Source organism: Arthrobacter sp. Hiyo1 (assembly GCF_001263615.2).
Lineage (GTDB): Bacteria > Actinomycetota > Actinomycetes > Actinomycetales > Micrococcaceae > Arthrobacter.
This window is the reverse complement of record NZ_DF952470.1, coordinates 132,203-139,217: the sequence shown is the minus strand read 5'-3', so window position 1 is coordinate 139,217 and position 7,015 is coordinate 132,203. Positions and strand designations below refer to the sequence as shown.

At 63.4% G+C, this 7,015-nt stretch carries 9 protein-coding genes; all 9 read right to left on the bottom strand.

The window, feature by feature from the left end; translation table 11 throughout:
- Nucleotides 1-508 (bottom strand): HAD family hydrolase (locus tag AHiyo1_RS09610; protein ID WP_059388422.1); only part of this gene is annotated, 508 nt, incomplete at its 3' end.
- 17 nt (nt 509-525) lie between these two features.
- Nucleotides 526-1,536, bottom strand: a complete 1,011-nt coding sequence (locus tag AHiyo1_RS09605) for a LacI family DNA-binding transcriptional regulator (RefSeq protein ID WP_253257245.1) — start codon at nt 1,534-1,536, stop codon at nt 526-528.
- A 154-nt stretch (nt 1,537-1,690) separates the two neighbouring features.
- The gene (locus AHiyo1_RS09600) at nt 1,691-2,308 is read right to left on the bottom strand and encodes an alpha/beta hydrolase (protein ID WP_059388420.1); all 618 of its coding nucleotides are present in this window, start codon (nt 2,306-2,308) and stop codon (nt 1,691-1,693) included.
- A gap of 75 nt (nt 2,309-2,383) precedes the next feature.
- Nucleotides 2,384-3,598, bottom strand: a complete 1,215-nt coding sequence (locus AHiyo1_RS09595) for a metal-dependent hydrolase family protein (RefSeq protein ID WP_059388419.1) — start codon at nt 3,596-3,598, stop codon at nt 2,384-2,386.
- Between the two features lie 17 nt (nt 3,599-3,615).
- Nucleotides 3,616-4,071, bottom strand: coding sequence for a hypothetical protein (locus tag AHiyo1_RS09590; protein WP_059388418.1), 456 nt, complete (start codon nt 4,069-4,071; stop codon nt 3,616-3,618).
- Nucleotides 4,068-5,603, bottom strand: coding sequence for a helix-turn-helix domain-containing protein (locus AHiyo1_RS09585; protein ID WP_253257244.1), 1,536 nt, complete (start codon nt 5,601-5,603; stop codon nt 4,068-4,070). Before AHiyo1_RS09585 ends, AHiyo1_RS09590 begins: the two co-directional genes overlap by 4 nt.
- Nucleotides 5,596-6,135 carry an S-methyl thiohydantoin desulfurase domain-containing protein gene (locus tag AHiyo1_RS26520; protein WP_340639307.1) on the bottom strand — a complete coding sequence of 180 codons (540 nt, stop codon included), beginning with the start codon at nt 6,133-6,135 and terminating at the stop codon, nt 5,596-5,598. The genes AHiyo1_RS09585 and AHiyo1_RS26520 overlap by 8 nt, the downstream gene beginning before the upstream one ends.
- On the bottom strand, nt 6,048-6,677 hold the full coding sequence (locus tag AHiyo1_RS26515) for an S-methyl thiohydantoin desulfurase domain-containing protein (protein ID WP_059388416.1): 630 nt from the start codon (nt 6,675-6,677) through the stop codon (nt 6,048-6,050). The genes AHiyo1_RS26520 and AHiyo1_RS26515 overlap by 88 nt, the downstream gene beginning before the upstream one ends.
- Nucleotides 6,674-6,940 (bottom strand): hypothetical protein, encoded by a 267-nt coding sequence (locus tag AHiyo1_RS09575; RefSeq protein WP_059388415.1) that lies wholly within the window; start codon nt 6,938-6,940, stop codon nt 6,674-6,676. The genes AHiyo1_RS26515 and AHiyo1_RS09575 overlap by 4 nt, the downstream gene beginning before the upstream one ends.
- Nucleotides 6,941-7,015: the final 75 nt, after the last annotated feature.

Below are 7,015 nucleotides of genomic sequence, written 5' to 3'. Positions count from 1 at the left end.
CGGCCGCCACCTGGCCGTCGACCACCACCGGGAAGTAGCCATCCAGTCCGGCCGCCTTCAGCACGGCGGGCGCGTTGCGGGAAGAGGACACGACGGCGAGCTTGAGTCCCAGCTCCAATGCGGCGTGGATGAAGCGGACGGAGCCCGCGTAGGGCTCGACGCCACGCGAATCCACGATCTCGTTGAAGATCCGGTTCTTGCGGTTGCCCAGGCCCTGCACGCTGGTGTTGGCGGGATCGTCGTCGGTGGGTCCTTCCGGCAACGTGATTCCACGGGAGGTGAGGAAATCACGCACGCCATCGAAGCGCGGCTTGCCGTCGATGTGGTCGAAGTAGTCGCTCTCCTGGTAGCCGTCCGGATGGCCCGTTTCGGCCAGGTAGCCGTCGAAGAGCTCCTGCCAAGCCTGCTCATGCACCACGGCGGTGGGCGTCAGCACGCCGTCGAGGTCGAAAAGGAGCGCGGTGGCGCCCGTCCAGGCGGTCTTCTGGGTGGCTCGGGTATCAGTCATGGTGTGGAGTGGTCCGTTCAGCGCTGGCGGCGCGTGGTTTTGCGTTCAATGAGTTTCGTGTCAAGGAAATGATGGGAGGGTTCGTTGGGGGCGTCGGCGTTCTGGAGCCGGTCCACCAGGAGGTTGGCGGCGAAGGCACCCTGGTCCGCCACTGGCTGCGCCACCGTGCTCAGGCCGAGGAACCAGCTCATGGGGTGGTCGTCGATTCCAATCACGGAGACATTCTTTGGTGCGGACAGCCCATGCTCTCGCAAGGCCATCAGTGCCCCGAACGCCGCCTCGTCACAGTGCGCGAAGACTGCGGTGGGAAGGCTCCTGTGGGCAATGAGTTCGTTCATGGCTATACGGCCGCCGTCGATCGTGGAATCCGAATTGATGACCAAGTCCGGATGAACAGTCAGGTGATGGTCCTTCAATGCACGGCTGAATCCCTTGAGCCTGTCGCTGGCCGTCAACACCGAGTTCTCCTGGGTTTCGCGGCCGGAAAGCACCGCCAGATCCCAATGGCCCAGCCCCAGCAGGTGGGAGGTGGCCTGCCAAGCTGCGAGTTCGTCGTCGATCCCTACGTTGTCCCACGGTACGGAAGTCATCCCCACGCTCGCAACTGCAAGGCCGGACGCGGCCAGGAGGGCAACCTCGGATTCGCTCAAATCGACGTTGAGGAGCAGCACGCCATCCACGCGTTGGGACAGTCCAAGGAGGTCGCCAAAGATCTTCCGCTTGACGCTCGACTTGCCGCGCAGGCTGATCAGGACGGTGTCGAAACCGCTGTCTCCGAACACTTCCTCGGCCGCCTCAACGGCCTGGGCGAAGAACCACGCGGTGGCGGTAGGAGTGATGATGGCGATGGAACCGGTATTTCCGCCGGCCAGCCGGGCCGCCGCGGAGGATGCCTTGTAGCCGAGCTTGGCTGCGGCGTCGGCCACTTTGGCTTGTGCTTTTTCGGACACGTTCGGCAGGTTCCGCAGGGCGCGTGAAACGGTGCAGATGGACAAGCCCGAGAGGACGGCAACGTCCTGGATTGTCACGCGGTGAGCCTTAACCATTCAACACGGCCTCAACCCTTTCATCTTCTGGATTTGGCGGCACATCCTTGCACCGCCGAAGAAGAGTGTAAGCGCTTACAATTTTGGCAATCAAGAGTTGTTTTCCGGCATCCCCGAATGTGACGCGGACCTCACTTCAACGAAGGACGTAAAACCGCAGAAACGCGCTCACATCCGCCATTTCCCGGGCCTCGATCCGATGGCCCATGCCGGGGTAGGTTCTCGAGGTGAGAGCCATGTTCTTGTTGAGCCATTCCTCGGTGTGCTCAATGGCATCCCTGAAGATCACGGGATCGGCTTTGTCCCTGCCCCAGAAGAACGGCGGCGGCGAATCGAAGGACTCGCTGAGCGCCAGAAGGTCGTTTTCCAGCACGAATCCGGAGAGGCCCACTGTCGCTTTGAAGCCTTCCGGACGGAGACGCAGAAGCGTGCTGGCCATGGCCATGCCTTGGGAATAGCCCAGGAGGCTCACGCTGCTGTGATTCCGCTTGACGGAGTCGATCCAGGCGAAGACCTTGTTAGTGGCCGTGATGACGTCCGCGAAGTCGTTGGCGAGGAAGTAGTCCAGCAGGAACCAGCCGTAGTGGTCCCCTATCGCCACGGGCCCACGGAGCGCAGCGCAAGTGAATTCTTTGGGGAGCTGCGGAAAGAGATTCACCATTCGCTGCTCGTCCGTGCCGTATCCGTGCATCATCACCAGGAGCGGCGTCCCTGCGCGCTCATTTTCCGGTCTGGACCAGACGACAGTTTCCATGGGCCACAGCTTAGTGGGGGCCGGCGGCCCGTTCGACCGCACGGGCCTCGGTTCAAGGCCGCCTCTAGCGGCTGGCTACTGCCTTGTGATGACCTGTCCGGCCTTGATGACCGTACGTGTGCGACTTTCGTCCCAGAGCACCGACGGTTCATCGACAGGGTTTCCGTCCAGGATGACCAGGTCTCCAAAGGCTCCTTCGGCTATGCGGCCCAGGTCATCGCGACGCAACAGGGCTGCGTTGGTCGATGTCGCAGAGCGGAGCGCATCGTAGACACCCAGTGCTTCGCATTGCAGGCGGAGCCCGGCCAATTGCTCGTCCTCCAGCTCCCCCATGAGGTCGGTACCAAATCCAATTCGGACCCCCGCGTCGCGTGCTAACACGACGGCATTCCGGCCGGCATTCAGCACTTCCCGGTTCTTGGCCGCCCCTATCTCCGTGAGACCGATTTCTTCGCCGCGCCGTGCCATCGCGTCGTAGGTCGCCAAAGTCGGAACCAGGTAGACCTCATTGTCAGCCATCAAGCGGGCAGTTTCGGCGTCCAGCAGATTGCCGTGCTCAATACAGCGCACCCCGTTGAGCACCGAATGGCGGATGGCCTCGGGCGAGTAAGCGTGGGCCGTCGCATAACTGCCCCGGCGGGAGGCCTCTTCCGTTACAGTGCGGATTTCGGCCGAGCTGTACTGCGGAACCCTGATGGGGTCGACGGGCGAAATGACTCCGCCGGACGTCATGAGCTTGATGGCCGTGGCTCCGGTGCGGAAGCGGTTGCGCACGGCCCGCAGAAGCTCATCCTCGCCGTCCACCACTTCGCACATGTGGCCGCCATGGAAGCACCCGCCGTCGTCCGCGGCCCGGATGTCACCGTGGCCACCTGTCTGGCTCAGGGCCGGTCCGGTAAAGAAGTACCTCGGACCTGCGTACAAGCCTTCGTCGATGGCATTGGCAAGGCCTATGTCTCCCCCGGCCACGTCACGGACGCTCGTGAAGCCCCGGTTCAAGGCTGCCCCAAGTCGCCGGGCCCCTGCGAGCGCAGAGTAGCTCAACGGCCCCGTTTCGTTCTTGGCGGCAGTCAAGCTGAGCGCGTAGGCATGGAAATGCGCATCGATGAGCCCGGGAATCACGGTACGGCCGTCGGCGTCAACGATCTTTCCGGCCTCTTCCACGTCTCGCCCCACTTCGGTGATCCGGCCCTCGCGGACCGTGATGGAGCCTTCGATCAGGTTCCGGGTCTCGCCATCGAAGATGAGGGCGTTCCGGATGGTCAGTGTTCCCGGCGGCGTAGTGGTCACGTGTGGAGATTCCTTTCCTAGTTAGTGGTGGCAATCGCTTGTTCGAACAGCGGGACAGAGCGCTGGGCGATGTCCACGGCCGCATCCACCGATGTCTGCCCGTAGCTACCCTCAGCGGCAAGGAAGTTCATGGATCCGATGGTCTCACCGTTGCTTACCACTGGAACGTTGACGATGGCGCCGCAACCCAGCGACTCAATGGTCGCGGAGTCGAAGAAGAATGCCCGGACTGCTTCCTTGTCCGCCCCAAGGAACGGCTGCTGGCCCTTGAGGACCTGCTCGAGCCACACCGGGTTGGTGTCCCCGCCCAGGGTCTTCCTTCCGCCCACGGGGTAGACCCCCGGGTGGCTTGTGTAAATGCGCGCCATGCTGGTGCCTGCGTCGGCGACGACGGAAGCGGTGAACAGGATGACGCCGGGCGTTTCCTGTGCGGCGGCATAGACATCGTCAAAGTTTTCGAACTGGGAACTCATGGGAGTCCTTTCTGGTTATAGCCGGGATTGGCGGAACTCGTCTTGTTGTGGATTGAGCGACGAAGTGTGCTGAGGATGAGATGGACGGACAAGAGCTTGGCTGGGGTGTCGAGGGGGACGCCCAGTTCGCGGGCACGGTTTAGCCGGCTCTGCAGGGTGTTCCGGTGCAGGTCAAGGGAGCTTGCTGCGAGGCTGACGGAGCCGTGGTGGTCGAGGAAGGCCCCTGCAGCCGCAATGACGAGGTCTCTGTCCGGGCTGGCCATGAGCAGCGGCAGCGTCAGTTCGGCCACGAGCAGGACCGAGTCCTCATCGACGAACGTCGCGGCCGCCGCAACGTCGAGGTTGGCGAAGCCTGCCACGGTGCCGGGTCCCGTCGAGAGAGCGGATTCAGCGGCCAAACGGGATTCACGGACGATATTCGGCAGTGCCACGGGTTCCTCGCGCCACCGAGAGAGTCCTGCCCCCAGCCCCAGTTCCTCTAAAGACTTCCCGAGACGGACCCGGATCCGCGCTTCGAGCTGGTCCGCCGACTCTTGGTATCTGACGGGAACAAGGGCGAGCCAGCCACCGTGGACTTCGGCCAGGGGGCTGCGGACTGTGACCTTCCGCCAGAGCAACCGCAGCACCGCTGTGAGCTCCGGGCGATGAGCTTCCAACGACGCCCTGCGGATCCACACGGCCACATATTGCTCCTCCCCACGCCAGCCCAGCTGGGAGAGCAAGTGCCGGTGACGTTCCACGAACGTGGTCCAGGAGGAGCCGGGGTCGTGGTTCAAGCCGACAAGGGCCGCCGTGGGTACTGCACGCGCAGTGTCGAGGACATCTCCCAACAGCCACGCAGCGTTTACCGACGGCGTTGCCACCTCGAGGATCGACCGGACGAGCTGCAGGTTGTGGACTCCGGATCTTGGTACCCTCGCGGTGAGCCTGGACGGGATGGAGCTATTCGAACCGCGAACATCCACGGTGATGATTTCGACTGCCTCCCGGGTGGGCGTTCCCGCGGACGCCAGGCTCACGCCGTCGTACTCTAGCAAGATTTCAATACCGTCCAGCTCCCTGGAGATGGTATTCAGGACAGCTCCCAAGGTCGTGTCCTTCGCGACCGCTCGGGCAAACCGCGCCAGCTCAGCGTCCACCACGGAAAGGGCAGCGCCGATTTCAGCGGCGAGTGCGAGGGCAATGCCTGACGTGTCGCCCTCGGCGGCCAGCAAGGTGATACCCAGCCGCTCGGCGAGGCCGATCACTGCGCTGGAGTAGGTACTTCCAGCGACGACGACGGCGCTGGCCTTCCGCTCCCAGGCGTGCCGCAGAGCTGCGGACACCAGCCAGCCGCCGGAGCCCATCTCCGCTGAAAGGACGATGACGGTGTTGGGCCGCACCCGCTGGATGGCATCGAGCTGGGAGACAAGAACGACGCCATCGATTGCCGCGCTGGACGGAGTGAGATACAGCGGGGTGGTGCCGCGGAGGGAGCCGTGCGCCAGGAGCGCGGCGACATCCAGATGGTTCTCGCTTTTCGACCTACGCATGTTGCCGCCTTGGGTGCTCGATCGGAATACCAAAGGCCTTTGGTTCAGCAAGATCAAGGCCTGCCTCCGAGTACCACTGCGCCGCGGCCTTGATCTTCAGGACGTCAATGACATCGCCCACCCGCACATCGTCGATGTTGACGACCGTGCCGTGCTCGGAGTTGAGCAGCGAGACGATGTCCGGGACGGCAGCTGCGATGGCGCCGTCGACGAGGGCCAGCAAGATTTCGTTCTGGATCTCCAAGCGGATGATCTGCCCGGATCGTTCGTCCACGAGCGTCACGCTGGACGGCAGCGCCGGAAGGCCTAGGTCCGAAGGGCGCGACAGGCCTTCGACGTGACTCACCCGGGCCCGGGCAATCCGGGTGGCACCCAGAAATTCAGCGAGCTGCTGGAACTTGCGTCCAACCGACGTTTCGCCGTCGAGAATCTCCCCGATTCGGATCATCCGGCTGATGGAGCCGTGGACTCCGTGCTCGCGCATTTGGCCCGCTGAGCACGGATACATGGCTGTAGCGGCCCACCCACCCATCTCCGTGACGAGTGCCCGCACCAGGGTTTCGGCCCGCTGCGGTTCTCAGCCTCCACCACAGCCCGTTCGCCGGTAACTCCCATGAGGGCGATCGGACTGATGGGGACGTGGCCGATGTTCAGCGTTGTTTGGCTGATCAAGGGAAATACACGGCCCATGGGGTCGGAATCAATCACCGGCAGCGAGGACTGCAGCCCGACCATAAGGGGAACAATTCCGTTGATGTTGGCGGCGGCGAGCGAATAGATCGCCCGCACCTGCCGGCCAAGGTTGGCCTCGATGGCACGGATGCACCCGATGAACTCATCACCTACAGGAGGCATATCCGCGATGAGGAGACCCTGAGTGACCATTCCGATCGCAACCACGAGGTCATCGGGGGCCAGCTCGTCAATCGAGATGAGTTCCAACACGCGGTTTTCCATGGCCCTTTCAATCATCTCCGCGTAAACGTAGATGGCTGTCGGGTCGATGGTGCAGGCCAGGAAGTGGGCGCCGGTCCGCAGGTGCCGGACATCCTCCACCGTCAGCAGGGCGCTCATCGAATGACACCCTCTTCCGCCCCGAAGGGTGCCCGTCCTTGTATTTCGGGGGCATCTTCAATCGTGTCCCCGGAGGCTTCACCAGCGGCTTGGACCCTGATCCGCACGATGCCGGGGTTGCCATACGGCATGGCATAGACGTTCGATTCAATGATCCGCGTGAGCCCGGGGCTCGCCCCCAACTGAACGGCTGCCGACTCGGCATCTTCTTCCGCGCGACGCTGCACCAACTGGAGGTCCGCCCGACCGCTAACAGTCTCCAACCTGTCGATCCAGGCGGTCAGGGGCGCGACGGCGGAGCCACCTGCGCGGCGTCGTGCTCAGCTGCCAGCGTGGGA